The organism is Micromonospora sp. PTRAS2 (genome assembly GCF_054052245.1).
In genome coordinates this window covers 729,710-756,057 of the sequence record NZ_JBSWBU010000004.1, presented here as the reverse complement: position 1 = coordinate 756,057, position 26,348 = coordinate 729,710, and the positions used below count along the sequence as shown (strand labels likewise).

The following is a 26,348-nucleotide window of genomic DNA, read 5'->3' as shown; positions in this document are numbered from 1 at the left end:
CACCCGGCGCGACGGCGGCCCCCTAGGTAGGTCGCCGCCACCCTCCGGCCCCGTCCGGGCGACCTTGGTCGCCCCGACGGGGCCGGAGTCCGTTTACCCGAATGCGTAGTTTCTTCTGATAAAGCCGTATGGCGAGGAAAGCTCTCATAGCTTGGTTCGTACCAGATCCTTCCGTTTGAAGCGGATCGGGCCGTGCAGGACACCGCCGACCCGATCCGGTACGAGATGAGAGCAGAGGGCCTACATGTCCAGCACATCACCGAGGAAGACGCCGGCCGGGCGGCCGGGGCGCGCCCTGCGCCGCCGGACCTGGCTCGCCACCGGTGCCGCCGGCCTGACCGGGGTCGTCGGCCTCGCCGCGTTCGGCGTCGCCACCGCGGACACGTCCGACGCGACGGCTGCAACGCGCGTCGCGGCGGAGCGCGCCAGCGACGACGGCGGCTACGCCCGGGACGACCGTGGCGGGCAGCAGGGCCACGACGGCAAGGGCGAAGAACGCAAGGGTGAGGACCGCAAGGGCGAGGACGGTCTCGGCCGGGCCCAGGAGATCCCGTGCGACCCGAACCGGCTGATCGCGGCCATCGTCCGGGCCAACGCCGAGCACAGCGGCGCCACGCTGAAGCTGGCCAAGGAGTGCCGGTACAGCCTGCTGACCGGGCCGAACGCGACCGGCCTGCCGACCATCACCAGCGAGATCAACATCATCGGCGAGCGATCGACCATCGAGCGCGCCTACAACCTGCCCAACGCCGGCGCGACCGCGTTCCGGCTGTTCCGGGTCGGCAACGGCGGCTCCCTGCGGCTGTACGACGTGACGCTGCGCAACGGCCTCACGGCGGCCGTCGGGGTCACCCCCGCCTCCGGCGGGGCGATCCTGGTCGACGCGGGCGGCCGGCTGCTGGTCGAGAAGAGCACCCTGACCGGCAACCAGGTCATCGGGACCACCACGACCACGCCCGCAACGGGCGGGGCGATCGAGAACGCGGGCAGCACGGTGGTGAAGCACAGCGCGTTCACCGTGAACAACGCGTTCACCGGGGGCGGCGCGATCCACAACACCGGCCGCCTCGTCGTCGAGGACAGCCTGTTCGAGGCGAACAAGGCGGGCTCGCCGACCGACGGCGGCGGCGGCATCGACAGCGTGAGCGGGTCGGTGACCATCGTGAAGAGCAAGTTCATCGGCAACGCGGCCGGGGGCCTCGGCGGCGGGCTGAACGTCGCCGGCGGCAGCGCCGACGTCGCCGAGACCGAGTTCAAGCTCAACATCGCCACCATCTCCGGCGGCGGCGTCGCCGTCACCGGCACGGGCACCCAGGCCCAGCTGCGCAAGGTCGAGCTGGTCGAGAACACCGCGGTCGCTCCGGCGACGGTGCAGCCCGGTGCGGGCGGCGGCGGGGTCTTCGTCGGCGCGGGCAGCGCGGTCACCGTCCACGAGGCCAAGGTCGTCGCCAACAGCGCCGGCCAGGGCAACGGCGGTGGCTTCCTCAACCTCGGGTCGCTGGTGCTGTTCGACACCACGATCGCCCGCAACCAGGCCGTGAACGGCGCCGGCATCTACAACGACACCACCGGCACGGTCACGGCGACCCGGACCACGATCACCGACAACCAGGCGATCGTGGCCGGGGGTGGGATCTTCAACGCGGCCGCCGCGACGGCGGTGACCCTCGACCCCACCACGAAGGTGTTCCACAACAGCCCGGACAACTGCGCGGGCCCCGGCACCCCGATCGTCAACTGCTTCGGCTGACCTCGGCGGCGTCAACGAACGGACCGGCCCCCGCCACGAAAGTGGCGGGGGCCGGTCGCGTCCGTCCGGGGTACGCCGGGTCAGCGCTGGACGAAGACCGCCACGCTGCGCGCCGGCACCGTGAACGTGCCGCTGCCCCGGTCGAACGAGGCGGTGCGCAGCACCGGATCGGCCGAGGCACGCAGCACCGGATGCAGTGCGACGTCCGACCCGCGCAGGCCGGGCACGGTCTGCTTAGCCGCCTGCGGGGTCGCGTTGAACACGACGGTCACCGACCGCCACTGCCCGCCGAGCCCCCGGGCGTCGAGGGTCATCGTGAGCACGCCCGGCGTCTCGGCGGCGCCGGACAGCGGGAACGCCACCCGCTTCTGCACCTGCTCGGCGGTGTCCAGCCCGAACACCGGTGACGACTCGCGCACGCGCAGCAGCTCCGCGTACCGGGCGTCGGCCAGGTCGATCGCCGCGCAGTCCGGCACCAGCTTCGGATCCGCCAGCAGCGGCTTCGCGTACGGCCACTTGTCCTCGTTGTCCTGCGCCGGGGGCAGGCCCGCGCCGAACCCGTTGCCCTGGGCGCAGTCCCAGCGGATCTGGTTGAACCAGTCGCCGGAGTTGTAGGAGTTGCGGTCCAGCGACTTCGACCGCAGCCGCTCCGAGCCGGCCGTCACGAACCCGGTGCCCTGCCCCATCACCACCGTGGCGAGGGCGAGCACCTGCATCCGGGCCCGGTCCGTCGCCGAGGTGGCCTGCGGCAGCTTGTACGCCAGCGCGTCGTACAGGATCTCGTTGTCGTGCGCATCGACGTAGGTGACCGCCTCGCCCGGCGCGGCCGTGTAGCCGGCCGGTGAGCCGTTGTAGTCGACCTGGCCGCCGGTGACCTGCCTGCCCGACGAGTCGGTGAACCGGTAGCCGCGCAGGTTGCCGGTGAGCCCCACCTTGATCAGGTCGTGGGCGTGCAGCAGCCGGGCCTTCTGCTCGGCGGCCGAGCCGTTGACGGGGTCGCCGTTGGGGTCGGTGAACAGGCCGGAGGCGAAGCCCTGCACGCGCGGGTTGGCGTCGAACGGGCCGCCGCCGCGCACCGCGTCGCGCAGCCGGTCGTTGAAGGTGCCGATGCCGGTGCCGGCCATGTTGGCCTGGGTGGCCTGCGTGAACCGGGCGTCGTCGGCGACCTCGCCGAAGTTCCAGCCCTCGCCGTAGAGCAGGATCCTGCGGCCGTCGACGCCGTCGCGGGCGAGGGTGAGCTTGTCCAGGGCGGCGCGCACGGCCAGGATGTTCGCCTTCGGGTGGTGGCCCATCAGGTCGAACCGGAAGCCGTCCACCTTGTACGCCTTGGCCCAGGTGACCAGCGAGTCGACCACGAGCTTGCCCATCATGGCGTGCTCGGGGGCGGTGTTGGCGCAGCACGTGGAGTTGGCGACGGCCCCGTCGTCGAGCAGCCGGTGGTAGTAGCCCGGCACCACCTGGTCGAGCACCGACTTCGCGTCGGTGCCGGCGGCCGAGGTGTGGTTGTAGACGACGTCCATGACGACCCGCAGGCCCGCGCCGTTGATCCCGGCGACCATCCGGCGGAACTCGGTGGTGCGCGCCGCCCCGGCCGGGTCGACGGCGTAGCCGCCCTCCGGCACGGTGTAGTGCAGCGGGTCGTACCCCCAGTTGTAGCCGTCGGTGTCGGCGACGGCCGCGACGCAGCGCTGCTGCTCGTCGGAGTCCGGGGGCAGCTTGGCCAGGTCGCAGGCCGGCTGCTGCTGGTCGGCCCGCCGCTCGGGGATGGTGGCGAAGTCGAACGCGGGCAGCAGGTGCAGGTAGTCGACGCCGGCGTCGGCGAGCGACCGCAGGTGCTTCATGCCGGCCGTGTCGGGGTCGGTGAAGGCGAGGTAGGTGCCGCGCCGCTCAGCCGGCACGCCTGCGTCGGCGACGGAGAAGTCCCGCACGGAGACCTCCTGGATCTGCGCCTTCGCCGGGGGCACGGCCGCCGGCTTGCGCAGGCCCGCCCAGCCGGCCGGCGCGAGCGCCGGGTCGGCCAGGTCGACGAGCTGGCTGTGCGTGGAGTCCGGGGCGAGGGCCAGCGAGTACGGGTCGGTCACCGAGGCGGTGACCATCCGCTGGGCGGCCGGCTGCCACGCGGACACCCGGTACCGGTAGAACTTTCCGGTCCAGCCCGGCTCGCCGCGCACCGACCACACGCCGGTGCGGTCGTCGCGGCGCATCGCCACGACCCTCGGCGCGGCGGTCGGGGCGTCGGACAGCTCCAGCGACACCGTGCGGGCGGTGGGCGCCCAGACCGACAGGGTGGGCACCCGGCCGGCGAAGGTGGGGCCGAGCCTCGCGCCGGTCGCGGCGGCGTACACGTCGTCGAGCACGCCCGGAACCTGCACGCCGGTCGCGCCGAGCAGCTTCCCCTCGGCGTCCCGCTCGGTGACCACGAGCTGCCCGCGCAGCGCCGCCGGCACCTTCGCCAGGTCGCCCCGGTCGAGGGTGAAGGCCCGGTAGGCCCACAGGTGCGGGAACCGCGCGCGCTGGGCCTCGGTGAGCCCGTTGCGCTGCGCCCGCAGCGGCAGCGAGGTGTACGTCCCGGAAAGCTCCCCGTCGACGACGCTCACCCCGCCGGCCGGGGCGGTGACCAGGGCGTACGTCCGGCCGTCGGTGTCGGGAGTCTGCCAGGCGACGGTGGACCGGTCGATCCACTGCGCCCGCTGCTTGGTGATGTCCACGTCCCTGGATACCCCGGACGAGGTCGTCGGCAGCAGCCGGCCCGGCGTGGCGGCGAGCAGCCACACCTGACGGCCGGCGGTGGCGAAGTCGAGCCGCTGGTCGTCGGGCAGGTCCTTGGTGTCGCCGTTGTGGACGATGTAGCTCAGGCCGGTCGCCCCGGCGGCCAGCGGCACCCGGAAGACCGCGCCGAAGGAGTCGACCTTCTCGGGCTTCAGCGGGCTGGACCAGTCGGTGGGGTTGGCCGCGCCGTCCCACAGGTGCAGGCCCCAGCCGTCGTAGTTGTTGTCGGCGCGGCGGTAGTGGATCAGCGCGGTGTCCTCGGCGGCGGGCGGGTCGGGCTCGCCGGTGGCGGCCTGCCGGCTCGGGTAGAGCGCGGCGTCGCCCTGCTTCACCCACACCTCGCCGGTCTGCGTCACGTCGACGGTGCGGTCGGTGGCGACGTCCTTGTTGCCGGCGGAGTCCACCACGAGGAAACCGACGGACTTCGCGCCGGGCTTCAGCTTCACCCAGGCGAACCGGCCGTACGAGTCCTCACCCGCGAACGGCTGCCCCTTGGGCCACTCGGTGACGTACGCGGGGTCGATGTCGCCCCAGGCGTACAGGCCCCAGTCGGCGTAGCCGCCGGCCGGGCGCTGGTAGTGCACCACCACCCAGTCCCGCGACGCGCTCTGGGCGGGGGTGCCGACCGTGGCGGTGGAGCGGGTGGCGGCGACGCGGCCCCGGCCGTCGCGGACGACGGCCTTGTACTCGACCTTCGTGCCGCCGGCCAGGCCGGTCAGGTCGTGGTGCACGGTGTACGGGGCGGTGTGCGCGCTGCCCAGCAGGGTCCACCGGCCGCCGGCGACCCGGGCGGCGACGGTGACGGTGGCGAGGGGATCGCCGGTGACCTGGGCGGTGACGGCGGCCCGGGTGGCGACGGGCGTGCCCGGGGCGGGGGCGGTGATGGTGATCGGCGGCTTCGCGGCGGCCTGCGGGATGGCCCTGGCGGCCCGGTGCACCACGGCGGACATGGCCGGCACGGTGAGGGTGAGCTTGCCGTCCGCCCCGGCGGTCGGCCTGGCGGTGCCGCCGTAAATGCCGGCGAAGGCGGTGCCGGGCGACCAGGTGTCCACGGTGACGGTCTGCGCGGTGTCGGCGTTGTTGACGGCGACGACGTACTCGACGCGCTGGCGGGGGTCGACGCGGGAGAACGCGAAGACGCCAGGGCCGTCGGCGGCGTACCGGGTGACCTGCACGCCGTCGCGCAGCGCCGGGTGGGCCTGGCGCAGCGCGCCCAGCCCGGCGATGGTGCGGTAGAGCGGGTGCGCCGGGTCGTACTGGTCGGCGGCGTGGGTGCGGTCGGTGCCGATCAGGTCGTCGTCGAGGTAGTCGGCCGTCTTCGAGGCGAACATGTCCTGCCGGGCGTCCTTGTCGCCGCCGGGGCCGGTGAAGCCCTGCTCGTCGCCTGAGTAGACCACCGGCTGCCCCCGGGTGAGGAACATCAGCTCGTGGGCGAGGGTGGTACGGCGCAGCTGCGCGGCGTCGTCCCCGCCGGCCGCGGCGACGAAGGAGCCGATCCGGCCCATGTCGTGGTTGCCGAGGAAGGTGGTCAGCCGGTTGGCGTCGGTGTCGCGGGCGGCGTACAGGTCGTCGCGGGCGTACACGTCGGCGAGGGCCTTCGCGGAGCCGCCGGCGGCGGTGTAGCCGCGCGCGGCCTCCTGGAAGGCGAAGTCGAGGGTGGCGGGCAGACCGCCGCGCCGCACGTAGGTGGAGGTGATCTCCGGGTCGGCGCTGTAGACCTCGCCGAACATGAAGAAGTCCTTCTTGCCCGCCTTCTCGGCCGCGCGCTCGATGCCCCGGCTGAACTGCGGCCAGAACTCCAGGTTGGCGTGCTTGACGGTGTCGAGCCGGAACCCGTCGACGCCGGTCGCGCCGATCCAGTCGCCGTAGACCTTGGTGAGGCCCGCGACGACCTCGGGGCGCTCGGTCCACAGGTCGTCCAGGCCGAAGAAGTCGCCGTACTCGCTGTTCTCGCCGGCGAAGGTCGAGTCGCCCCGGTTGTGGTACATGGTGGCGTCGTTGAGCCACGCCGGGACCTTGACCTTCGCGTCGGCCGGGCTGTCGAAGGTCGGGGTGTACGGGAACGAGTCGGCGTTCACCTTGGGGAAGCCCCGGGTGCCGTCGGCGTAGTTGCGGTCCTCGAAGGCCCGCCCCTGCGCGTCGGTGTACGGCGCGGTCTTCTTGTCGATGTACGCGTACTTGTCCTCGGCGTACTTGATGACGTCGGCGGTGTGGTTGACGATGACGTCGAGGTAGACCTTGATGCCCCGCCGGTGCGACAGCTGCACCAGCTTCTTCAGCTCCTCGTTGGTGCCGAAGTGCGGGTCGACCTGGGTGAAGTCGGTGATCCAGTAGCCGTGGTAGCCGGCGGAGACGTCGTCGCCGGTGCCCTGCACGGGCCGGTTCTTGAAGACCGGGGCGAGCCAGATGGCCGTCGTGCCCAGCCCCTGGATGTAGTCGAGCTTGTCGATGAGACCCTTGAGGTCGCCGCCGTGGTAGAAGCCCTTGTCGGTGGGGTCGAGGCCGGTGGACAGCCGGTCGCCGGTGAGACCGCCGGCGTCGTTGCGGGGGTCGCCGTTGGCGAACCGGTCGGGCAGGACGAAGTAGAACTGCTCGGCCCGGGCGTCGTCGTTGCCGGCGGCGAGCAGGGCCTCGGCGGAGGGCTCGGCGCGCCACTGCACCGCGCCGGCGGCGGCGAGGGGGTCGGTGCGGGTGCCGCCGTCGGCGGCGTCGCCGCCGAGCTGGCGCACGGCGACGGGGGCGCCGACGAGGGCGAGGGTGAGGGTGGAGACCAAGGCGAGCAGCGCCTTACGGGGCATAGGCGGGGGTTTCATCGACGGCCTTCCTCTGGTCGTGATTGGCCCGCACGCTAGCCCTTGCCGAAACGTTCTGCAATACCTTGCAAACGGAGTCGCAACAAAGCAGTCATCTTGCAAGCGCCTGCGCACGGCGACGCGCACACGGGCCCTGGGGGACGGGCAACCGCGTGCACACGGCAGAGGAAGGAGCCGGCCACGGCCGGTGACGATCGAGGGGGTCGGTCAGCGCAGGCCGGAGCAGCCGGCCCCGTCGACGGTGCAGGTCGTCGGGCGGGTGGCCCGCGTCTGGTCGAAGTGGAACCGCAGCGGCACCGACGCGCCCGGGGACAGGTCGACGCCGCTCGTGAAGGTCCACGTGTCGCCCGAGCGGCTGATCCGGCCCTGCGGGGCGCCCTCGATCCAGGCGGTCACCAGGTGCGCACCGGGGAAGGTCATCCGGACCGTCCAGCCCCGCTGAGACCGGGACTCGTTGCGCACCAGCACCTCGCCGATGAACGCGCCGTCGTAGGAGTTCATCACCCGGTACGCGCCGCTGACCGACGGCGACGCGGGCGGCCTGGCCGGGGTGGTCGGGGCCGGCGGCTCGGGCTCGGGTTCGGGCGCGGGCGGGGCGGCGGTCGGCGGGGCGGCCGGCTCCGCCGGCAGCGGGCCGGCACCATCCTCGCCGACCGGGACGGGGACGACACCGGGCCCGGCGGCCTGCCCGCCGCTCGGCGACAGGGTCGAGCGCGGGGAGAGGCCCGGCACCACCGGCGCGGGCGGCTCGGTCACCGACCGGCTCACCGTCGGCGGCAGCGTCGGCAGCGGCATCGTCCACTCGGGAGCCGGGAACGCCTCACCGACGGGACCCCGGCTGCGGTACGTGCCGAGCGCCACGAACAGCAGCACCACCATCACCACCACCCCGACCGAGACCACGATCCAGGGTGAACTGGCTATGGCGGCGTTGGTCCCAGGGGTGGGTTGCGCGCGACGTGTGCCCGACATGTCCCTCCCTCATCGGTCCCGCCGGGAGAGCGTAGCGATCTACGGCAATGTCGGAAAGGGCCGGAGCCCACTGAACCGTCCTAACAGTCCAGTGAGCCCGGTTCCGGCGATGCCGCGGGCACCCCGAAGGTCGCCGCGACGCGGTCAGGCGGTGCGGATCACCGTACAGATGGCGGGGCCGTCGTCGGTACTCCGTAGCAGGTAACGGTACCGCTCGCCAGGAACGCGCTGTCCCCGGCCGTCCAGGAACTCCCACTCCACCGCGACCTCGGTCAACAGCGCCGAGACTGGCTGCACGTCCCCGATCACCGCGTGCGCCGCCACCAGCTCACGCTCGTGGTAGTCAGGGGCCGCGCCGACGAACGACAGCGCCACCGCCGCCGGTGACGCGAACGAGAAACTGTAGGTGTCGGCGACGACCAGCCCCGGCAGGGCGTAGCAGGCGGCGACCGCCGCCACGTCGCCGGTGGTCAGGGCCACGCCGTACCGGTTGAAGAAGTCGGTCAGCGCGTCGAGATCGGTGGATGCTGTCACGGGGACTGTCAGTTGCCGCGCGCCCGCCCCGGCAAACCAGGGTCGGCGGCACCAGCGCGCAGCGCGCCGCCCCGGTCGCTCACCGTGGCGGGATCCGCACCTCGATCTCGGCGCCGAGCTGCGCCCCGCCGGTCAGCCCGAGATCGTCGCCGCTCCAGAACCGGCCCGGGTCGTACCAGTTCGGCCGGCGGCCCGCCGGCAGCAGGCCCATCGCCTCGTACGTCACCGCGACGACCTCGGCGCAGTACGCCGTCTCCAGCGCCCGGTCCCGTACCGCGACCCCGCCCGGCCGGTCCGCCGCGCCGCTCCCCCGCTCCGCCTGGGTGGCTCCCTGCTCTGCCTGCCCGGCTGCCTGCTCTTCGTGCGCGGCTCCCCGGTCTCCTGGACCGGCTGCCCGGTCCCGCCGGCCGGGCAGGGGCAGCGGCAGCCGCACCTGCGGCACCCGGCCCCGCGCCCAGCGCCAGGCGAGCTGGGCGGTCGACGGGAACGGCGTGCCGTCGAGGCGGGCGACGGTGCGCAGCACCGCCTGCTCCATCGTCACGTCGGCGGGCGGTTCGAGCTGGCGCAGCCAGGCCCGCTGGCCGTACCGGTTGGCCCAGACGCAGACCGCGTCCCGCAGGTCGTGCAACTGCACCCCGCGATGGTGGGTGCCGGTCCACATGTCCGGCAGCGACCGGCCCAGCTCGGCGTGCCACATCAGCGGCGGCAGGTCGTCGAGGACCACCGCCATGCCGACGTGGTTGACCGGGCTGTTGGTGGTGAGCTGGATGGCGCGGTCGGGCACGCTGCGACCCCGGAACACCCACACGTCGCCGGTGCGGGTCAGCTCCACGGCCTCGTCCAGGCCGATGCTCATGCCGTCGCCCCGCCGTTCTGCTTGCTCATGAACGTCTACCCTAGGCGCATGCGGCAACGGATGCAGTGGTGGAAGTGGCTCGGGCTGGCCGGCCTCGCGGGTGTCGCCGCGACCGGGGTGGTCGTGGCCCGCGCCGAGCGGCGGCGACGGGCGTACACCCCGGAGGAGATCCGGGCCCGGCTGCGCGACCGGCACGCGGAGGCCACCGCCATCGGCGCGGTCGGCACCCCGCCGCCCGACGAACCGGCCTGACCGGCGGGCCGGCCGAACATGGTCACGCTCGATCCGGGAAAGAGTGGTAACGCCTGGACTTGGAGGCCACTCTTTCCCTGATCGAACACGATCTTCGGCCGGGCGTCCCGGTTAAGTAGCACCCCGTGGGCGGCCTGGTGACCAGCCCATCGACCGGCGATGGGGACAGCGGCACCGCCTACGGCAACAAGCTGGTGGACGCCAACGACTCCTTCGCAACCGTGACCGCGCAGTTCACCACAGGGCTGCCCGTCCTACACGGCTGCGGAGCAGCAGTCGGAGTCCTTCCACTGCGGCACCAACGATGTGAACTGCTGTTCCCGCAATCCCTCGCGGTCCTCACGGTCACACTGGGCTGGGTCCGCCACGTCGGCGGGCTCCAGCCCGCACGTGGAGAGGTGATCATGAACAGCCGTCCGGACGCCGGCCGTTGGGATGAGGTGCCGCTGTCACCCACGCCCCCCGTAGGCGACGAGTACATCGAACTATCGGAGAACGGCTGGGGCGCCCTGATCGGCTGGTGCGCAGGCCCGGCCAGACTCATCCGCGTTCCCGATCAGGTGGAGGCGCACACCACGCGCGTGTCCTGCAGCAGCCCGGCCGGCGATAAGCAGTACAGCCGCCCGCGCACCCATGAGGAGCAGGTCGACATCGACGCCGACATCAACGGTTACCTGCACGACGGCGGCGCTCCCGCCCGGCCTGCGGGGTACCGATGGTTCCTGCGCCTGCCCAGCGGGTACAGCGAGGACCGGTTGTGGGCCGATCTGAACGCAGCCCTACCCTCGTCAGCGGTTCACCCGGCCGACATCGCCCCCCGATTCAGCGAAGTCGTGCAAAGGATCTACTCCGACAGCGGGCGTTAGCGGTGCTCTGGAATCCGATCGGTCACCCGGTAGCGGTGCGCCCACAGCCCACGCCACCGCATCGAACCGGGTAACCGTCCGGGGGCGTACCGTTGCAGACGGTGGGGCCGCCGGTGACAGTGGTCGGCAGCCCGCCACCCAGACGGCTACCTGGGGAGAGGCAGCACGATGTCGACCGACACCATCGGCACGCGCATCAGGTACTGGCGGGCACGCCGGGGCGGAATGACCCAAGCTGTGCTCGCCGGCCTCGCCGGCCTTTCACAGCCGTACATTTCACAGATCGAAGCCGGGCACCGCAGCATCGACAGCCGGTCCACCCTGATCGCCATCGCCTCCGCCCTACAGGTCACGGTCGCCGACCTGCTCGGCCAGCCCGGCGATCCGACCGACCCGGCGAAGACCGGCGCCGCAGACGCGGTACCCGCCATCTGGGCCGCCCTGCTGGAGATCAGCGACGGTGACCGGCGCAAGCCCGCCGACAGCCGGGAACAGACCGTCGCGTCCCTCCATGCCACCAACAACCTGCGACTCAGCGCCGATTACATTCGCATGGCCCGGACCCTTCCCGGGCTCCTCCCGGAAGCCTCCGCCCATGGCGGAGTCCTGCTCGCCGAAGCGGCCTACCTGACGTCGACCTGCCTGCGGCACCTCGGGCACCGGCACCTGGCCGTCGACGCGGCCCGCATCGCCCAGGCCGCTGCGGAAGACGTCGAGCACCACGCGTGGCGGGGCGCGGCCCGGTTCGCATACGCGCAGGCACTGCCCGTCGAAGCCGCCGGAGTCGCCGCACGCGCCGCCGGCCGGACCATGACCGACCTGCAACCACACGCCACGGACCGGGACGTGCGGCAGGTCCTCGGGCAACTACACCTGGCTGCTGCGCTGCGTTCTGCCGTCGACGGGCAGACCGGCACCGCAGCCGACCACCTGTCCGAAGCGGAGCGGGAGGCGGCGACCCTCGGTGACCCCTCACGGGACGGGGGGTTCAACACCATGTGCTTCGGGCCGACCAACGTCGTGCTGTGGCGGATGGCCATCGCCGGCGAGTCCGGTGACCATGCGGAAGTGATCGATCTGGCCCGGACCGTCAACGTGGATGCGCTACCGATCGCCAATCGCCGGCAGGCGTACTGGATGGACCTCGGGCGGGCCCTTGCGCAGTCCGGCCGCAAGGACCGGGAGGCGGAGATTGCCTTCACCCGGGCAGAACACATCGCCCCGTCGTTGTTCATCCTGAACCCGCTGGCTCGGGACGCGGTGTCGGCAATGGTCCGCCGGGCCCGCCGACGGGCCGTGTCGAGGGAACTCAGGGTTCTCGCCCGACGCCTGGACATCACTATCAACGCATAACCGGTAGCAATACGTGAACAGCGCACAGTCGCCTACTTTCTGTAGTGGCGCGGCGACAGCACGGGAAACAGCCGCGCCGTGTCCAGCGAGGTAGAGCGGGCGCTGTTGCTTCCCAGGTGACAGGCCGCCCCCAGAAGCGCGGCGGCGGCCCGTCCTTCCACATGAGCAGCCGCTGCCACAGACCCGGAAGGCGTTAGGTGGCGGTATGGCGATCTGGTCGGAGCTGCGGAGCATCGTGCGATGGCTACTGCGGCGGTCTGACCCGCCCCCGCCGCCCGGCACCGGCCAGGTCATCCAGGCTGCCGAGCAGGCGGCTGCCCGTCGGCGGCTCCTCGCCGACGCCGAGGCGGCGCGCGCCACCCCGCCGCACTGCCAAGCGACCGAGATCCTCCCGACCGGGACTCTCGACCACGAGGCCACCCCCGGCAGGGCCGACCGGTGAGTCAGGCTGTCGGCGACCTGGAGGTGCCGTGGTGGCAGCGGGACCTGGACGCCCACCGCCAGCGCGACGGCCGGTGCCCGGTCTGCGGCACCCCGAAACGGTGCTGGCCGTGGGCGAACGCCAACTCGGCGCGCATCGTGGCTCGGCTGGTGCAGGGTGGGTGAGCTGCCGGTGGGCCGCCGGGTGGCGTACTGGCGGGGCCGGCGCAACATGTCCCAGCAGGTGTTCGCCGATCGGTTGGGCAGGTCGAAGTCGTGGGTGGACAAGGTCGAGCGGGGCGTTCGCGCCCTGGACAAGGTGTCGACCCTGCGGCAGGTCGCCGCTGTGCTGCGTATCGACCCGGATCTGCTGATCGCCCGCGACGGGGCCGTCGGGCCCGAGCGTGAGCCGGCTGCCGATGGCGTCGAGGTAGTCCGGGCCGCGCTCGCCCGCCATCCGGGCCTGCTGGGTGCACCGGCCGCCCCGACCGATCCGGTCGTCTACCGGACCCGGGTGGCGCACGCCGCTGCCGCCTATAACCACGGCCGGTACGTCGATCTGCTGCGGCTCGCCCCCGCCCTGCTCGTCGACGGGCACCGGCTCGCCGGTGGCGGGCAGGCCGAGCAGTTCCTCCAGGCGTACCGGCTCGTCGCGTTCGTGCTGGTGAAGCTCGGCACCGCGGAGCTGGCCTGGCTGGCCGCCGACCGCGCGCTGGCCGTTGCCGGCGACGATCCGGTGCTGGCGGCACTCGCCGCCGTCCCGCTCGGCCAGGCCCTGCGTGCCGCCGGCCGGCAGCAGGCCGCGTTCGAGACGACCGTCGTCGCCGCGCACCAGGTCGCCCCGCTGGAGCCGGGCGGGGGCAGTGCCGCCGAGCGGGCGGCGTGCGCGGCGGCGTTGCTTCAGGCCGCGCTGGCTGCCGCCGAGGCCGGCGACCGGTCTGCGGCGAACGAGATGCTCGACGATGCCGCAGCGGTCACCGAGCCCGGCGGGCCGGAGCGGGCAGCGGTCGACGCCGCCCGGGTCGTGGCCGTTTCGATGCTCGGGGACGGCCGGCGCGCGGTCGTCGCCCACGAGGCGTTGGTCGGTGCCCCGGGCTGGCAACGGCTGCCGATCGAGCACCGGGCCGCGCACCTGGTCGACGTGTCCGGCGCGTACCTGCGTGCCGGTGACGCGGCCGGGGCGGGCGCGGCGCTGCTGCACGCGGACCGCCTGGTGCCCGCCGAGGTGCGCATCAGGCCCGCCGGGCGGACCGCGCTGGCCGGCGTACTGGCCGTCGCGAGCCGGCCGGATCCACACCTGCTCGCGCTGGCGGAGGCGACCGGAGTGGCGCGATGACCGAGCACGCGGACTTGTTCAGTCGGATGGCGGGCGCAGCGGGAGGGTGGCGACGACTCGCCAATGGGAGCCGCCGGACCGGCCGTGACGCAGCGTCCCGCCCTGCGCCGTGACGTCTCGGGAGAGGCTGCGCAGGCCGAATCCGGCCGGGCCGGACGGGGCCGCCTCGCCTGCCCCACCGCGGGCGTTGCTGGTCAATGCGACGGTCAACACGTCGTCGGTGCGATCGACGGCGATGTCCAGGCTGCTGCCCACGCCGTCGTGGCGCAGCGCGTTGGTGGCGGTCTCCCCGATCAGCCGGTGGGCGAGCGCCCGCACCGACGCCGGCAGGTCATCCAGCCCGTCCGGCAACGTCGGGGGCAGGCTCAGGCCCGCCTCGCGCAACGTCTGGAGCCGGTCGGCGAGCGTGGCGGCCGGGTCCGGCTCGGGCTGGTCGGCCAGGGCGGCGCGGACGTCCGCCAAGGCCCCGCGGCCGGCGGCCAGCACCCGGTCGAGGCGGGCCAGGTCGGCCGGGGGCAGCGGAGTGGTCGACCTCAGCGCCTCGGCCTGCACCACCATCACGGTGACGGTGTGCGCAAGAGTGTCGTGCAGCCGCCGGTGGAGCCGTTCCCGCTCCGCAGCGGCGTCGGCGGCCTGCCGCGCGAGGGTCTGCTCCCAGCGCAGCCGGGCGTTCTCGGCGACGTACCCGGTGCGCTCGCGCAGGTGCTCGCCCCGCTCGACGCCGGCGAGCCAGGCGACGATGCAGACGGCGGCGGCGAACACGCCGCCCTCGACGAGCCCGTGCCGTTGGCCGCTGGCGGCGGTGACCGCCGCCGTGACCGCACCGCACATCCCCCAGCGGATCCACGGTGACCGGTGGGCCGCTGCGGAATAGAGGGCCAACGTCACCGGCAGGAAGCCGATCGACCGGGCCATGCCCGCCAACGTGTGCACCGCCGTGGCGGCCCCGACCACGGCCACCACCGCCTGGGGCGCGCGCCGCCGCCAGGCCAGGGGAAGCAGTTGGGCCACCGCCAGCGGGGCCGAGACCACCGTGCCGGACACCAGGAAGAGGCAGGCCAGGGCAACGCCGAGGGTGACGTCGACAGGGCGCTGCCAGTGGCCGCCGGGCCGCCGGGTCATGCCGCCTCCTCGACTTATCATGGGCCGATGATCCGGCTCGCCATCGTCGACGACCAGGCGCTGGTCCGGGAGGGGATGGGCCTGATCCTCGGTGCCCAGCCGGACATCGAGGTCGTGGCCGAGCTGCCGGACGGTGCCGCGCTGCTCGGCCTGCTCGCCCGGCGGCCCGACATTGCGGACGTGGTCCTGCTCGACCTCTACCTGCCGGGTTGCGACGGCGTCGGGATCCTACGGCAGCTGCGGCAGCGGCACCCGGAGTGCGCCGCCCGGGTGCTGATGCTCACCACGGTCGGACGGGCGGAGGAGATCCATCGGGCTTTGGCGGCCGGCGCGAACGGGTTCGTGCTCAAGGATGCCACCGGAACGGAACTCGCCGCTGCCGTGCGGGGCGCGCACGCCGGCGTGACGGCGCTCAGCGCGTCGGCGGCGGGGGCGCTGTGGCCGGCGGCGCGGCAGCCCGGGACCGACGGCCAGTCGGAGGCTGTGGCGCGGCTGGCCACGCTGACCCCCCGGGAGCGGGAGGTCCTGTCGCTGCTCGGGCGTGGGCTGGCCAACCAGCAGATCGCCCGCGCGCTCGCGCTGACCGAACGCACGGTCAAGACCCACGTCAGCAACCTGCTGGGGAAGCTGGCGGTCAGCAGCCGCACCCAGGCGGCGCTCCTCGTCCGGGACGCGGCCGATCGGCGCTGAGCGACCGGCCGATCGGCGTTGCTCGGGGCCGGCGGGCGGTGACTGGTACCAAAGGTCGACGACGGCTACGTCCTTCGCCGCTTCCGGGCGGTCCCCGCCGCTGGCAGGCTGCCCCGGTGACCGAACGGGGAACGGGAACTGCCGTAAGCGACAACGCACCGGAGAAGCCGCCGGGCCGGGGCCGGCGGTGGCGACGGCGGCTCACGATCGCGCTGGCCGTCGTGCTGCTCGCCGCCGCCGGCCTGTACGTCGGCAACAGCTCCACGCTGGCCGGCACGCCGCCGGGCGGGCCGTTCCTGCTGGCCCACCGGGGGCTGGCCCAGACGTTCGACCTGGCCGGCGTCACCAACGACACCTGCACCGCCGAGCGCATCCACCCGCCTGAGCATCCGTACCTGGAGAACACGCTCGCGTCGATGCGGGCGGCGTTCGCGGCGGGGGCCGACCTGGTGGAGTTCGACGTGCAGGTCACCCGCGACGGCCGCCTGGCGGTCTTCCACGACGCGACGTTGCAGTGCCGCACCGACGGCACGGGGACGGTCGGCGACCACACCCTCGCCGAGCTGCGCGGGCTCGACCTCGGTTACGGCTACACCAGCGACGGCGGGCGGACGTTCCCGTTCCGGGGCAAGGGGGTGGGCCTGCTGCCGACGGTCGAGGAGGTGCTGGCCGAGTTCCCCGACCGGGAGCTGCTGATCCACCTGAAGGTCGAGGGGGCCGCCGAGGGCGAGGCGCTGGCCGACCTCCTGGCGCCGCTGCCGCGGCAGCGGCGCGACACCCTCACCGTGTACGGGGGTGACCAGGCAGTGGGCACGTTCGCCGCCCGGCTGCCCGACGTCCGGGTCACCTCGAAAAAGATCGTGCAGGACTGCATGGTGGCGTACCTGGCGGTCGGCTGGACGGGGCACGTCCCCGACGCCTGCCACCACCGGCAGTTGCACCTGCCGCAGCGCTACGGGCGGCTGATGTGGGGGTGGCCGAACCGGTTCGTCGCCCGGATGCGGGAGGCGGATACGCGGGTGATCGTGGTGAACGGGTCGGGCGGGTTCTCGGAGGGCTTCGACGACGCCGACGACGTCGACGCGATCCCGGCGGGCTGGACGGGCGGGGTGTGGACCAACCGGATCGACGTGGTCGCGCCCCTGCTGGGCAGGTGAACGGATGATCGAGGCACGCCGACTCACCCGGGTCTACGGCGGTCGGCCGGTCGTGGACACGGTGACGTTCACCGTCGAGCCCGGCCGGGTCACCGGCTTCCTCGGGCTCAACGGGTCAGGCAAGACCACGACCCTGCGGATGCTGCTCGGCCTGGTCAGGCCCACCTCAGGCGTGGCGCTGGTCGACGGCCGGCCGTACCGCGAGCTGGTCCATCCGCTGCGCCAGGTCGGCGCGGTGGTGGAGCAGGGCGCGTGCCATCCCGGGCAGACCGGGCGGGCGCACCTGCGTACCCAGGCGATCCTGGCCGGGGCCGGGCAGGCGCGCGCCGATCTGCTGCTGGAGCGGGTCGGGTTGGCCGAGGCCGCCGACCGGCGGGCCGGCGGCTACTCCCTGGGGATGCGGCAGCGGCTCTCGATCGCGACGGCCCTGCTCGGCGACCCGCCGGTGCTGGTGCTCGACGAGCCGGGCAACGGGCTGGACCCGGCGGGGATCGCGTGGCTGCGCGGGCTGCTGCGCGACCACGCCCGGGCCGGCGGCACCGTGCTGGTCTCCAGCCACCTGCTGGCCGAGGTGGCGCAGCTCGTCGACGACGTGGTGGTGATCGCCCGGGGGCGGGTGCTGCGGCAGGCGCCGCTGGCGCGCTTCACCGGCGCGGCCACGCCCCGGGTCCGGGTGCGCGGCCGGGACCCGCAGCGGCTGTGGCACGTCTTCACCGCCGCCGGAGCGACGGTCACGGCCGACGTGGATCGCCTCGGCCAGGCGAGGGCCGACGACCAGGCGCTGGAGGTGGTGGGCCTGACCGCCGAGCACCTCGGCGAGCTGGCGTTCCGGGCCGGGGTGCCCGTACACGAGCTGACCCCGCTCGCCCGGGACGTCGAGCAGGTGTTCCTCGACCTGGTCGGCCCGGCGTGACCGCCGTCGCGCGCGCCGAGCTGCACCGGCTCGCCACGATCCGGTCGGGCTGGCTGTCGGTGCTCGTCCTGACGCTCTTCGGGCTGCTCCTTGGCACGGTCGACGAGGCGTCCTGGGCGCTGCTCGTCGGCCTGTCGGCGTTCGCGCTGAGCGTCGTCGGCACCGCGCAGCACTTCCCGCACCGCACCGCCGTCCTGCTCTACCTGGGGCAGCCTCGCCGGCTGACCGTGCTCGCCGGCCAGGTGCTCGCGTACGCGCTGACGGCGACGGCGGTCGCGGCGGTCAGCGGGGTCATGGTTGCGGTCGGCGCGACCGGCACGTACGTCGCGACGCTGGTCGCGGTGCCGGCGATGGCGGCGTTCGGCGTCGCCAGCGCCGCCGTGGTCCGGCGGCCGATCTGGGTGTTCCTCGGCGGGGCGGGCTGGCTGGTGTTCGTCGAGGGGCTGCTGGGAAAGCTGCGCGCGCCGCTGCCGTTCTCGGCGTTCCTCGACGGCACCGCCGGGGACCGGGCCGCCCTGCTGGTCCTGGCCGGATGGACGGCGACGGCGCTGGTCGCCGCCGGGTGGGGGGTGGGCCGGGACGTGACCGGCGAGTGACCGCCACAGGTGGACGTCGCCGGTGGAGTCAGCGGTCGCCGGCGGTCGCGCCGACGGGCTCGGCCTCGCCGGAGGCGTCCGCCTGCTCCAGGCGGCGGGCCCGCCGCCGCAGCCACCAGGTGCTGCCGAGGCCGGCGAGGACGGCGAGGACCAGCCCCGCCCAGGAGATGTCCTTGAGCCAGTGCTCGGCGGCCCGCCCGACGCTGTAGAGCAGGTAGGTGGTGCCGAAGGCCCAGACCAGGCCGCCGGCCGCGTTGGCCAGCAGAAACCGCCGGTACGGCACGTGCAGCGCGCCGGCGAGGGGGCCGGCGAGGATGCGCAGCAGCGCCACGAACCGGCCGAAGAAGACGGCCCACACGCCGTGCCGGGCGAAGCTCTGTTCGGCGCGGGCGAGCTGGGCGGGGCCGAGGTGTTTCGGGAAGCGCCGGCCGATCCGGGCGAGCAGGGGTCGGCCGCCCCGGCGGCCCACCGCGTACCCGATGGAGTCGCCGACGATCGCGCCGAACGCCGCGGCGACGGCCACCCACTCGGGTTGCACGACGCCGGTGGCGGCGAGCAGGGCGGAGCTGACCAGGACGATCTCGCCGGGCAGCGGGACGCCCATGCTCTCCACGCCGATCACCCCGGCGACGATCAGGTAGACCGCGACCGGGGGCAGCGCGGTCAGCCAGTGCTGTACGTCGACCACGGCGCATCCCTTCAGGTCCGGCCTCGAACCCTACCCGGGTTGCCGGGGCGCGGCGGCCCCTCCGCCGCCGGGCCACCCGGGCGGGCGGTGCGGGCGCGTCCCGAAGCCTGGCGCGAGGTTGCGCGACTAGCAAGACGGACGTACGGTTTTGTTGAAACGGGAATCGCGGTAAGTGTCACCTAACCGGGGCGTCGCCCCGGCCGGTGCGACAGACTGCTCAGGACTACTCACGGTCGCTGGTGTGAAGGAGTACGACGTGGCGAGCCTCGACACCTTCGGTGCGAAGACCCAGCTACGCGTCGGAGACGCGAGCTACGAGATTTTCAAGATCAGCAAGGTGGAGGGGCACGAACGGCTCCCCTACAGCCTGAAGATCCTGCTGGAGAACCTGCTGCGGACCGAGGACGGCGCGAACATCACCGCCGACCACATCCGCCAGCTCGGCGGCTGGGACGCGACCGCCGACCCGAGCGTGGAGATCCAGTTCACCCCGGCGCGGGTGCTGATGCAGGACTTCACGGGCGTACCCTGCGTGGTCGACCTGGCCACCATGCGCGAGGCGGTCCGCGACCTCGGCGGCGACGCCACCAAGGTCAACCCGCTCGCGCCCGCCGAGCTGGTCATCGACCACTCGGTCATCGCCGACCTGTTCGGCCGTGAGGACGCCTTCGAGCGCAACGTCGAGCTGGAGTACGAGCGCAACAAGGAGCGCTACCAGTTCCTACGCTGGGGCCAGACCGCGTTCAACGAGTTCAAGGTCGTCCCGCCGGGCACCGGCATCGTGCACCAGGTCAACATCGAGTACCTGGCCCGCACGATCATGGAGCGCGGCGGCCAGGCGTACCCGGACACCGTCGTCGGCACCGACTCGCACACCACGATGGTCAACGGCCTGGGCGTGCTGGGCTGGGGCGTCGGCGGCATCGAGGCCGAGGCCGCGATGCTCGGCCAGCCGGTCAGCATGCTGATCCCCCGGGTCGTCGGCTTCAAGCTGCACGGCGAGATGCCCGCCGGCACCACCGCCACCGACCTGGTGCTCACCATCACCGAGATGCTGCGCAAGCACGGCGTCGTCGGCAAGTTCGTCGAGTTCTACGGCCCCGGCGTGAGCGCCGTGCCGCTGGCCAACCGGGCCACCATCGGCAACATGTCGCCCGAGTACGGCTCCACCGTGGCGATCTTCCCGATCGACGCCGAGACCGTCCGCTACCTGGAGCTGACCGGGCGCGACCCGCAGCAGGTCGCGCTCGTCGAGGCGTACGCCAAGGAGCAGGGCCTCTGGCACGACCCGGCCGCCGAGCCGGACTACTCGGAGCGCCTGGAGCTGGACCTGGGCACCATCGAGCCGTCCCTGGCCGGGCCGAAGCGCCCGCAGGACCGGGTGCCGCTGGGCAGCGCCAAGACGCTGTTCCGCTCGGCGCTGACCGACTACGTGGCCGCCGACGCCACCGGCCGCAAGCCCGGCGTGCCGCAGCAGGAGAAGCCGCTCGGCACCGCCGGCCCGGCCGACGAGGCGTCCGCCGAGTCCTTCCCGGCCAGCGACGCCCCGGCCAACGGGGTCAACGACCCGGCCGACGCGCCGCGCGACCTGGTCACCGCCGCCGTGGGCGCGGGCGGCCGGGCCAGCAACCCGGTGCGCGTCACCGGCACCGACGGCGTGGAGTACGAGCTGGACCACGGCGCGGTGGTGATCGCCGCGATCACCTCCTGCACCAACACCTCCAACCCGCAGGTGATGATCGGGGCGGCGCTGCTGGCCCGCAACGCCGTCGACAAGGGCCTGGCCCGCAAGCCGTGGGTGAAGACCACCCTCGCGCCGGGCTCGAAGGTCGTCATGGACTACTACGACCGCGCCGGCCTCACGCCCTACCTGGAGAAGCTCGGCTTCAACCTGGTCGGCTACGGCTGCACCACCTGCATCGGCAACTCCGGCCCGCTGCCGGAGGAGGTCTCCGCCGCCGTCAACGAGGGCGACCTCGCCGTCGTCTCGGTGCTGTCCGGCAACCGCAACTTCGAGGGCCGGATCAACCCGGACGTGAAGATGAACTACCTGGCGTCCCCGCCGCTGGTGGTGGCGTACGCGCTGGCCGGCACGATGGACATCGACCTGGCCAACGAGCCGATCGGCGAGGACAGCGCGGGCGAGCCCGTCTACCTGCGCGACATCTGGCCCAACAGCGCCGAGATCCAGGACGTCATCGCCCAGGCGATCGGCGCGACCGGCTTCAGCGCCGCGTACGCCGACGTGTTCGCCGGCGACGAGCGGTGGCAGTCGCTGCCGACCCCGACGGGCGACACGTTCGCCTGGGAGGGCGAGAGCACCTACGTGCGCAAGCCCCCGTACTTCGAGGGCATGCAGCAGGAGCCGACCCCGGTGCAGGACATCGCCGACGCGCGGGTGCTGGCCAAGCTGGGCGACTCGGTCACCACCGACCACATCTCCCCGGCCGGCTCGATCAAGGCCGACTCCCCCGCCGGGAAATACCTGGCCGAGCACGGCGTGCCGCGCCACGAGTTCAACTCGTACGGCTCACGCCGGGGCAACCACGAGGTGATGATCCGGGGCACGTTCGCCAACATCCGGCTGCGCAACCAGCTCGTGCCGGGCGTCGAGGGCGGCTTCACCGTCAACCACCTCACCGGCGAGCAGACCACCATCTACGACGCCTCCACCGCCTACCAGGAGGCGGGCGTCCCGCTGGTCATCCTGGCCGGCAAGGAATACGGCTCCGGCTCGTCGCGGGACTGGGCGGCCAAGGGCACCATGCTGCTCGGCGTGCGGGCGGTCATCGCCGAGTCGTACGAGCGGATCCACCGGTCGAACCTGATCGGCATGGGCGTCCTGCCGCTGCAGTTCCCGGTGGACACCACCGCCGAGTCGCTGGGCCTGACCGGCACGGAGACGTTCTCGATCAGCGGCGTGACCGCGCTGAACGACGGCGAGACCCCGCGCACGGTGAAGGTCAGCACCGACACCGGCGTCGAGTTCGACGCGGTGGTCCGCATCGACACCCCGGGCGAGGCCGACTACTACCGCCACGGCGGCATCCTGCAGTACGTCCTGCGCCGCATGATCGCCAGCTGAGCGTAAGGAAGGGCCCCTTGTTAACAGACGTCTGTTAACAAGGGGCCCTTCCTTGCATACGGTCAGCCGCCGGCGGCGCGGCGGCGGGACTCGCGGATCTTCAGCGCGTGCTCCATCAGCGTGATGAGCACCTCCTTGCTCGACTCCCGCTGCCGCGCGTCACAGAGCAGCACCGGCACCCCCGGGTCGAGGTTGAGGGCGGCCTGCACCTCGTCGAGCCGGTAGCGTCGGGCGCCCTCGAAGCAGTTCACCGCGACCACGAACGGGGTGCCGCGCCCCTCGAAGTAGTCGATCGACGGGAAGCAGTCGGCCAGCCGCCGGGTGTCGGCGAGCACCACCGCGCCGAGCGCGCCGAGCGCCAGCTCGTCCCAGACGAACCAGAACCGGTCCTGACCCGGCGTGCCGAACAGGTAGAGCACCAGGTCGTCGCTGATCGTGATCCGGCCGAAGTCCATCGCGACGGTGGTGGTCGTCTTGCCCTCCACCCCGGACAGGTCGTCGATGCCGACCCCGGTCTCGGTGAGCACCTCCTCCGTCCGCAACGGTCGCGTCTCGCTGACCGCACCGACCATCGTGGTCTTGCCGACGCCGAAGCCGCCCGCGACCAGGATCTTGATCGCGGTGGGCAGCGGCACGGCTCCCGCCGGCCGCTCAGAGGGCCCGTAGTCCATTGATAACCGCCTCGAAGATGCTGTCGTCGGGAAGGCCCGCAGTCGTCCGCGGCTCGCGTACCTGCACGAGGTCGCGCGCCATCAGGTCGCCGAGCAGAACCCGGATCGTACCCACCGGCAGGTCCAGATGGGCGGCGACCTCCGCCACGGACTGGATCCGCTGGCAGAGCGCGACGATGGCCAGGTGCTCCGGGCCCAGCCCGACCTCCGGCGACACCTCCGACCGGGTGGCCGTCACCAGGGAGATCAGGTCGAACGTGCCGGTGACCGGGCGCGCCCGGCCACCGGTCACCGCGTACGGTCGGACCACCGGCCCGGCGTGGTCGTCGACCCACCGTTCCTCCGTGGACTCCCCCGGCACCGTCATGGCGGCTACTTCTCGCCGACCGGCTGCTCGGGAAGCCGGGTCGGGGAGGCCACGTACTTGCCGACCCGGGTCACCAGCATGGCCATCTCGTAGGCGATGAGGCCGACGTCGGCGTCCTCGGAGGCCAGCACCGCGAGGCACGCGTTGCGGCCGGCGGCGGTGACGAACAGGAACGACGACTGCATCTCGATGATGGTCTGCTGCACCTGGCCGCCGCCGAACCGCTTCCCCGCGCCCCGGGCCAGGCTCTGGATGCCGGCCGCCATCGCGGCGAGGTGCTCCCCGTCGTCCCGGCTCAGGCCCTGCGACGAGGCCATCAGCAGGCCGTCTGTGGAGAGCGCGACCGCGTGCTCGGCCTGCTTCACCCGGCCGACCAGATCATCCAGCAACCACGTCAGATCGGCACTCGAAGCCGTCTTCTGCCCCACTCGTCGTCCTCTTCTCCCCCGGCTGGTGTCGCCGTTTGTCGTCTGGGACCTGCCGTCCCGCCACGGGCGCGGGTCGTCCGCGCCGCCCTCACGTCGCCTCGTGCTCGTCCTCAGGTCGCCTCGTGCCCGTCGGCGTCGTCGCCGGAACCGCCGGTGGGTTCCGCGCCGCCGGCACCACCGAGCAGGCGGGCCGCGTCGGTGCGGCCCCGTCGGGTGCCGCGCTGGTAGGAGCTCATCATCTTGAGGACCTGCTCCGGCACGCGGACCGTGTCCTCCTCCTCGTCGGGCTGCGCGGCCGGGTCCTCGCGCAACTCCGGCACGATGTTGGCCTGTCGCACGCGCACGGGCAGCCCGGTGCTGGTCCGCTGCACCGGCGCGGGCGCCGGGGCCGGGGTGTCGGGCGCGGTCTCGCCGTCGGTGGTGGTCCCGTCTGGCCGCTCGGCCGGCTCCGGGCGCTCCACCGTGGAGCCCGGTGCCGCACCGCCGCCGGCCGGCCGGGGCGTGGTGATCGGGAGCCCGGTCGGCACGGTCGGCGCGTCCAGCGCCGACTGCCCGGCGGGACGCCGTGGGCGTACCGGAAGCTCGGTCTCCCCGCCCGGGGCGGCCGGTGCCGGGCCGGCGGTGCGGGGCCGGGCGCGGGTGGGCAGGCCCGGCGTGCCGTCGTCCTCGACGGACGGCCCGGCGGCCGGGGCCGTCGGGGCCTCCGCCAGGGCCACCGGTGCGACCGGGCGGGCCGCCGGCCGGTCGCCCGACGGGCCCGGCCGGGCCGCCACGACCGGCGCGGACGGGTCGGTCCTGCCGGTGCGCCCGGGTCCGCCGGCCCCACCGGAGTCGGTCACCAGCTCCGCCGGGATCAGCACGACCGCGGTGGTGCCCCCGTACGCCGACTCCTTCAGCTGCACCCGCACGCCGTGCCGGTCGGTGAGGCGGCTGACCACGTAGAGGCCGAGCCGGGCGGCGTTGGCCAGGTTGAGTTCGGAGCGGTCCACGATCCGGTGGTTCGCGGCGGCGAGGTCCTCCTCGCTCATGCCGAGGCCCCGGTCCTCGATCTCGATGACGAAGCCGTTGGCCACGGCCTGGCCGCGCACCTCCACGGTGGTGTGCGGCGGCGAGAACGACAGCCCGTTCTCGATCAGCTCGGCCAGCAGGTGGATGATGTCGCCGACCGCCCGGCCCGCCAGCGAGACGTTGCCCAGCGGCAGCACGTTGACCCGGGTGTAGTCCTCCACCTCGGCGACCGCGCCGCGGACCACGTCGACCATCGGGACGTTGCGCCGCCAGGCCCGGCCCGGCGTGGAGCCGGAGAGCACGATCAGGTTCTCGGCGTTGCGTCGCATCCGGGTGGCGAGGTGGTCGACCCGGAACAGGTCCTCCAGTTCCTCGGCGTCCTGCTCCCGGCGCTCCATCGCGTCGAGCAGGGTGAGCTGGCGGTGCACCAGCGCCTGCGTGCGCCGGGCCAGGCTGAGGAAGACCTCGCGGACGTTGCGGCGCAGCTCCGCCTGCTCGACGGCGGTGCGCAGCGCGGTCTCCTGGACCGCGTTGAACGCCTTGCCCACCTGGCCGACTTCGTCGTCGCCGAACTCCAGCGGTGGGGCCTCCCGGGCCACGTCCACGTCCTCGCCGTGACCGAGCCGCTCCACCACGCTGGGCAGCCGGTCGTTGGCCAGGGTGAACGCCGCGTCGCGCAGCCGCTCCAGCTGCCGCAGCAGCACCCGGGCGGTGGTGATCGACACGATGATCGACGCGACGACGGCGAGCAGGCCCAGGCCCGTGGCGAGCACCAGGCGGATGATCACCGTGACGGCGACCGGGGTGGCCCGCTCCACCACGTCGTCGCCGCCGGCGATCACGACCTCGCTCCACTGGGCCAACGCGGGTGCCACCGCCGCGTCCCAGTCGGCGGCCTCGAAGCCCAGCCGGGGGTCGGCGCCCCGGCCCTCCAGGATGCCGTCCTCCAGGTCGCGCAGGTTCTCGAACGCCTCGCCGCCGACCATCGCGTCGTAGCGTTCCCGGTCGGCGGCGGGCAGCCGGCTCACCGCCAGGTCGGCCGCGAACCGCTGCGCGCCGATGAGCTGGGCGAGCTGGGACCGTTCCGCCGCGGTCATCCGTCCCGCCGAGAGCGCGCCGGTGAGCATGGCGTCCTCCTGGGACAGCAGCTCACGGGCGCGGTTGAGCTCGATCAGGGCGGTGGTGTCCTCGCCCACCTGCTGGTCGTCGAGGAGGCCGAGGGCCGAGTAGACGTCGAAGATGGACCGCACCACCTGCCCGTACGCGGCGAGGGTCGACGACCGGTCGACGCTGCGGGCGTCCACCCCGGAACGGGTCTCGCCCAGCCGGGACAGCTGCCCGTAGACCGCGTCGAGGCGCTGCTTCAGCGTGTCGCTGGCGGCGACGGTGGCCCGCCAACTGCTGGACGACTCGCGGAACGTCGACGCCAGCTCGTCGGTGCGCCGCCGTTCCGCGCCGAGCGCCTCCCGCCGCGTCTCGTCCGGCCGCCCCAGGTAGGCCAGCGACAGCTTCCGTTCCCGCTGGAGCTGGAGCACCAGCGCCTCGCTCGGCTCGGACACCGACTCGTTGAGCGCCTGCACCCCGAGCAGGTTGGCGCCGTCCCGCAGGGTCACCCACGCCGCGAAGGCCCAGAGCGCGACGAGCGACGCCAGCAGAGCGACGATTTTCGTACGGAGATTCGTACTGCGGGAACGCATCACAC

Annotated in this window: 22 protein-coding genes; 12 read left to right on the top strand and 10 right to left on the bottom strand. The window is 73.3% G+C overall.

Annotated elements, in window-relative coordinates:
- Positions 1-244 precede the first annotated feature (244 nt).
- Positions 245-1,750 carry a hypothetical protein gene (locus ACVMYR_RS18305; RefSeq protein ID WP_457122290.1) on the top strand — a complete coding sequence of 502 codons (1,506 nt, stop codon included), beginning with the start codon at positions 245-247 and terminating at the stop codon, positions 1,748-1,750.
- A gap of 80 nt (positions 1,751-1,830) precedes the next feature.
- Here ACVMYR_RS18305 and pulA read toward each other — a convergent pair whose 3' ends face one another.
- From pulA to ACVMYR_RS18285, 4 genes are all read right to left on the bottom strand, one after another.
- Positions 1,831-7,332, bottom strand: a complete 5,502-nt coding sequence (gene pulA / locus ACVMYR_RS18300) for a pullulanase-type alpha-1,6-glucosidase (RefSeq protein ID WP_457122289.1) — start codon at positions 7,330-7,332, stop codon at positions 1,831-1,833.
- A gap of 207 nt (positions 7,333-7,539) precedes the next feature.
- Positions 7,540-8,304 (bottom strand): cellulose binding domain-containing protein, encoded by a 765-nt coding sequence (locus ACVMYR_RS18295; RefSeq protein WP_457122288.1) that lies wholly within the window; start codon positions 8,302-8,304, stop codon positions 7,540-7,542.
- 144 nt (positions 8,305-8,448) lie between these two features.
- A complete protein-coding gene (locus ACVMYR_RS18290) occupies positions 8,449-8,838 on the bottom strand; it encodes a hypothetical protein (protein ID WP_043967588.1) in 390 nt (129 codons plus the stop codon).
- A gap of 79 nt (positions 8,839-8,917) precedes the next feature.
- Positions 8,918-9,694: a hypothetical protein gene (locus ACVMYR_RS18285; RefSeq protein WP_457122287.1), complete on the bottom strand. Its 777-nt coding sequence runs from the start codon at positions 9,692-9,694 to the stop codon at positions 8,918-8,920.
- Between the two features lie 48 nt (positions 9,695-9,742).
- On the opposite strand from ACVMYR_RS18285, the gene ACVMYR_RS18280 reads away from it, so the two are divergent.
- The 6 genes from ACVMYR_RS18280 to ACVMYR_RS18255 all read left to right on the top strand — a co-directional run bounded on the left by ACVMYR_RS18280 (position 9,743) and on the right by ACVMYR_RS18255 (position 13,921).
- Complete coding sequence (locus tag ACVMYR_RS18280; protein WP_256091891.1) at positions 9,743-9,946, top strand: hypothetical protein; 204 nt, start codon at positions 9,743-9,745, stop codon at positions 9,944-9,946.
- Between the two features lie 125 nt (positions 9,947-10,071).
- Positions 10,072-10,812, top strand: a complete 741-nt coding sequence (locus ACVMYR_RS18275; RefSeq protein ID WP_457122286.1) for a DUF5956 family protein — start codon at positions 10,072-10,074, stop codon at positions 10,810-10,812.
- A 168-nt stretch (positions 10,813-10,980) separates the two neighbouring features.
- The gene (locus ACVMYR_RS18270) at positions 10,981-12,165 is read left to right on the top strand and encodes a helix-turn-helix domain-containing protein (protein WP_457122285.1); all 1,185 of its coding nucleotides are present in this window, start codon (positions 10,981-10,983) and stop codon (positions 12,163-12,165) included.
- A gap of 205 nt (positions 12,166-12,370) precedes the next feature.
- Positions 12,371-12,607 carry a hypothetical protein gene (locus tag ACVMYR_RS18265; protein WP_396787942.1) on the top strand — a complete coding sequence of 79 codons (237 nt, stop codon included), beginning with the start codon at positions 12,371-12,373 and terminating at the stop codon, positions 12,605-12,607.
- On the top strand, positions 12,604-12,771 hold the full coding sequence (locus tag ACVMYR_RS18260; protein WP_431897430.1) for a hypothetical protein: 168 nt from the start codon (positions 12,604-12,606) through the stop codon (positions 12,769-12,771). Before ACVMYR_RS18265 ends, ACVMYR_RS18260 begins: the two co-directional genes overlap by 4 nt.
- On the top strand, positions 12,764-13,921 hold the full coding sequence (locus tag ACVMYR_RS18255; RefSeq protein WP_457122284.1) for a helix-turn-helix domain-containing protein: 1,158 nt from the start codon (positions 12,764-12,766) through the stop codon (positions 13,919-13,921). The genes ACVMYR_RS18260 and ACVMYR_RS18255 overlap by 8 nt, the downstream gene beginning before the upstream one ends.
- Before the next feature lie 18 nt (positions 13,922-13,939).
- Here ACVMYR_RS18255 and ACVMYR_RS18250 read toward each other — a convergent pair whose 3' ends face one another.
- Positions 13,940-15,043: a sensor histidine kinase gene (locus ACVMYR_RS18250; protein WP_077939201.1), complete on the bottom strand. Its 1,104-nt coding sequence runs from the start codon at positions 15,041-15,043 to the stop codon at positions 13,940-13,942.
- Between the two features lie 27 nt (positions 15,044-15,070).
- On the opposite strand from ACVMYR_RS18250, the gene ACVMYR_RS18245 reads away from it, so the two are divergent.
- The 4 genes from ACVMYR_RS18245 to ACVMYR_RS18230 all read left to right on the top strand — a co-directional run bounded on the left by ACVMYR_RS18245 (position 15,071) and on the right by ACVMYR_RS18230 (position 18,399).
- Positions 15,071-15,733: a response regulator gene (locus ACVMYR_RS18245; protein WP_077939200.1), complete on the top strand. Its 663-nt coding sequence runs from the start codon at positions 15,071-15,073 to the stop codon at positions 15,731-15,733.
- Positions 15,734-15,849: 116 nt separating this feature from the next.
- Positions 15,850-16,890, top strand: coding sequence for a glycerophosphodiester phosphodiesterase family protein (locus ACVMYR_RS18240; protein ID WP_457122283.1), 1,041 nt, complete (start codon positions 15,850-15,852; stop codon positions 16,888-16,890).
- A 4-nt stretch (positions 16,891-16,894) separates the two neighbouring features.
- Positions 16,895-17,803 (top strand): ATP-binding cassette domain-containing protein, encoded by a 909-nt coding sequence (locus ACVMYR_RS18235; RefSeq protein ID WP_077939198.1) that lies wholly within the window; start codon positions 16,895-16,897, stop codon positions 17,801-17,803.
- Positions 17,800-18,399 carry a hypothetical protein gene (locus ACVMYR_RS18230; protein WP_077939197.1) on the top strand — a complete coding sequence of 200 codons (600 nt, stop codon included), beginning with the start codon at positions 17,800-17,802 and terminating at the stop codon, positions 18,397-18,399. Before ACVMYR_RS18235 ends, ACVMYR_RS18230 begins: the two co-directional genes overlap by 4 nt.
- A 28-nt stretch (positions 18,400-18,427) precedes the next feature.
- Here the strand turns inward: ACVMYR_RS18230 and ACVMYR_RS18225 are convergent, their stop codons facing one another.
- Positions 18,428-19,087: a DedA family protein gene (locus tag ACVMYR_RS18225; RefSeq protein WP_396787940.1), complete on the bottom strand. Its 660-nt coding sequence runs from the start codon at positions 19,085-19,087 to the stop codon at positions 18,428-18,430.
- Positions 19,088-19,328: 241 nt separating this feature from the next.
- Between ACVMYR_RS18225 and ACVMYR_RS18220 the strand changes: the two genes are divergently transcribed.
- The gene (locus ACVMYR_RS18220) at positions 19,329-22,172 is read left to right on the top strand and encodes an aconitate hydratase (RefSeq protein ID WP_077939195.1); all 2,844 of its coding nucleotides are present in this window, start codon (positions 19,329-19,331) and stop codon (positions 22,170-22,172) included.
- A gap of 62 nt (positions 22,173-22,234) precedes the next feature.
- Here the strand turns inward: ACVMYR_RS18220 and ACVMYR_RS18215 are convergent, their stop codons facing one another.
- The 4 genes from ACVMYR_RS18215 to ACVMYR_RS18200 form a co-directional block, all read right to left on the bottom strand.
- Positions 22,235-22,843, bottom strand: a complete 609-nt coding sequence (locus ACVMYR_RS18215; RefSeq protein WP_043967574.1) for a GTP-binding protein — start codon at positions 22,841-22,843, stop codon at positions 22,235-22,237.
- Positions 22,824-23,210: a DUF742 domain-containing protein gene (locus tag ACVMYR_RS18210; RefSeq protein WP_043967572.1), complete on the bottom strand. Its 387-nt coding sequence runs from the start codon at positions 23,208-23,210 to the stop codon at positions 22,824-22,826. Before ACVMYR_RS18210 ends, ACVMYR_RS18215 begins: the two co-directional genes overlap by 20 nt.
- A 5-nt stretch (positions 23,211-23,215) precedes the next feature.
- A complete protein-coding gene (locus ACVMYR_RS18205; protein WP_007072006.1) occupies positions 23,216-23,638 on the bottom strand; it encodes a roadblock/LC7 domain-containing protein in 423 nt (140 codons plus the stop codon).
- Between the two features lie 110 nt (positions 23,639-23,748).
- Complete coding sequence (locus ACVMYR_RS18200) at positions 23,749-26,343, bottom strand: sensor histidine kinase (RefSeq protein ID WP_077939194.1); 2,595 nt, start codon at positions 26,341-26,343, stop codon at positions 23,749-23,751.
- Between the last annotated feature and the right edge of the window lie 5 nt (positions 26,344-26,348).

Bases quoted from the DNA above. Each gene is read 5' to 3' on its own strand.
- ACVMYR_RS18305 (WP_457122290.1), top strand. From the start codon at position 245: ATGTCCAGCACATCACCGAGGAAGACGCCGGCCGGGCGGCCGGGGCGC.
- pulA (WP_457122289.1), bottom strand. From the start codon at position 7,332: ATGAAACCCCCGCCTATGCCCCGTAAGGCGCTGCTCGCCTTGGTCTCC.
- ACVMYR_RS18295 (WP_457122288.1), bottom strand. From the start codon at position 8,304: ATGTCGGGCACACGTCGCGCGCAACCCACCCCTGGGACCAACGCCGCC.
- ACVMYR_RS18285 (WP_457122287.1), bottom strand. From the start codon at position 9,694: ATGAGCATCGGCCTGGACGAGGCCGTGGAGCTGACCCGCACCGGCGAC.
- ACVMYR_RS18280 (WP_256091891.1), top strand. From the start codon at position 9,743: ATGCGGCAACGGATGCAGTGGTGGAAGTGGCTCGGGCTGGCCGGCCTC.
- ACVMYR_RS18270 (WP_457122285.1), top strand. From the start codon at position 10,981: ATGTCGACCGACACCATCGGCACGCGCATCAGGTACTGGCGGGCACGC.
- ACVMYR_RS18265 (WP_396787942.1), top strand. From the start codon at position 12,371: ATGGCGATCTGGTCGGAGCTGCGGAGCATCGTGCGATGGCTACTGCGG.
- ACVMYR_RS18250 (WP_077939201.1), bottom strand. From the start codon at position 15,043: ATGACCCGGCGGCCCGGCGGCCACTGGCAGCGCCCTGTCGACGTCACC.
- ACVMYR_RS18245 (WP_077939200.1), top strand. From the start codon at position 15,071: ATGATCCGGCTCGCCATCGTCGACGACCAGGCGCTGGTCCGGGAGGGG.
- ACVMYR_RS18235 (WP_077939198.1), top strand. From the start codon at position 16,895: ATGATCGAGGCACGCCGACTCACCCGGGTCTACGGCGGTCGGCCGGTC.
- ACVMYR_RS18215 (WP_043967574.1), bottom strand. From the start codon at position 22,843: ATGGACTACGGGCCCTCTGAGCGGCCGGCGGGAGCCGTGCCGCTGCCC.
- ACVMYR_RS18210 (WP_043967572.1), bottom strand. From the start codon at position 23,210: ATGACGGTGCCGGGGGAGTCCACGGAGGAACGGTGGGTCGACGACCAC.
- ACVMYR_RS18200 (WP_077939194.1), bottom strand. From the start codon at position 26,343: ATGCGTTCCCGCAGTACGAATCTCCGTACGAAAATCGTCGCTCTGCTG.